Origin of the sequence: Falsiroseomonas oryziterrae (assembly GCF_021864505.1) — a bacterium.
GTDB classification, from domain to species: Bacteria; Pseudomonadota; Alphaproteobacteria; order Acetobacterales; family Acetobacteraceae; genus Falsiroseomonas; species Falsiroseomonas oryziterrae.
Window position 1 is genome coordinate 1 of record NZ_JAKJIB010000578.1, and the last position, 1,298, is coordinate 1,298.

General features: G+C 77.3%; 2 protein-coding genes. Both read right to left on the reverse strand.

The annotated features are described in order from the left end of the window. A partial coding sequence (locus tag L2I40_RS23315) for a hypothetical protein (protein ID WP_237217737.1) occupies positions 1–715 on the reverse strand: 715 nt, incomplete at its 3' end. 36 nt (positions 716–751) lie between these two features. Further along, on the reverse strand, positions 752–1,298 hold a 547-nt coding region (locus L2I40_RS23320), incomplete at its 5' end, for a uroporphyrinogen-III synthase (protein WP_237217738.1).

The window sequence follows — 1,298 nt, forward strand, 5'->3', positions numbered from 1 at the left end:
GCTGCTCCAGCGCCGCGCCGCGCTGCTGCAACTGGCCCTCCAGCGCCTGCAGCCGCTGCGCGAGATTCGCCTCCAGCGCCTGGATGCGCGCCGCCGTCGCCTGTTCGAGCGAGCCGATGCGGCCGGCCTGCGCCTCGATCGCCTGCGTGCGGGCGGCAAGCCCGGTCTCGTTAGCCGCCACGCGGCCGGCGAAGCCCGCGATCGCCTGTTCCGCCGCCTGGGCGCGCTGCGCCGCCTGGGCCGAGGCCTGCTGCGCCTCGCGCGCGAGCGTGTCGACGCGACCGGTCAGGTCGCGCTGCAGCGCGCCGATGCGCTGTTCGAGCGCGGCGATCTGGCGTTCCGCCGTCTCGGCGCGTCCCGTGGCGGCGGCGATGCCCGCGGCAAGCGGAGCCACATCCGGGCCGGTGCGGCCTTCGAGCGCCGCGAGACGGCCTTCCAGCGGGCGGAGATCCGGTCCGCCGCGGCCTTCCAGTGCGGACACGCGGTTCGCAACACCCTGCAGCCGCTCGACCTCGGCTCTCAGCGCCGTGACCTGCTCGGCGAGGCGCGGATCGACCGACGGCGCGGCGGGCGGCAGCGGGCGGCCCAGCAGCCAGACCACGGCGCCGACCAGCACGATCCCGGCCACCAGGATCGGCAGCACGGCAGGATCGAAGCGGCGCAGGCGGTCGAGCGGGCCAGGGGGCGGGCCGAGGGGAGGGGTGGACTGGCTCATGGCTCTCCTGACGGGAACGGCGAGCCCGGCCGCGGGCTATCCCCGCCGGCCGAGCAGGCCCAGCAACGCGTCCTCCTCGGGCCGCGCGGCGACGCGCAGGGACCGCCAGGCGAGGGGGGCGATCGCAGCGGCGGCGGCCTCGGCCACCCGCCGGCTGATCGCCAGCACCTCGATCCCCGGGGCGGCCGCCGCAAGACCGGCGGCCCGGACGAGGTTGATGGCACACAGCGCCGAGCGTGGCGAGTGGAACAGGACCGCGCCGACCGCTCCGGACCGCAGCGCCCCGATAGCATTTTCGGGAAGTGCGGCCGCGGGTTCCGCGCGATAGGCGATCCGGCGGATGACCCGGAATCCACGTCGCCGCAGGTCGGCGGCAAGGTCCAGGGAATAGCCCTCTCCCACCGCGAGCAGCAGCGGCCCCGCCCGCGGGTCGAGCGCCGCCGCCACCAGCTCCGCCAGGGTGTCGGCCGTGCCCGCCGCGGCGCGGCAATCCGCCCAGCCCCGGGCGCGGGCTTCCGCCGCCGTCGCCTCCCCCACCGCGATCACCTTCAGCCCGGGCACCGGCCGCGGCAGGGCACGGGCC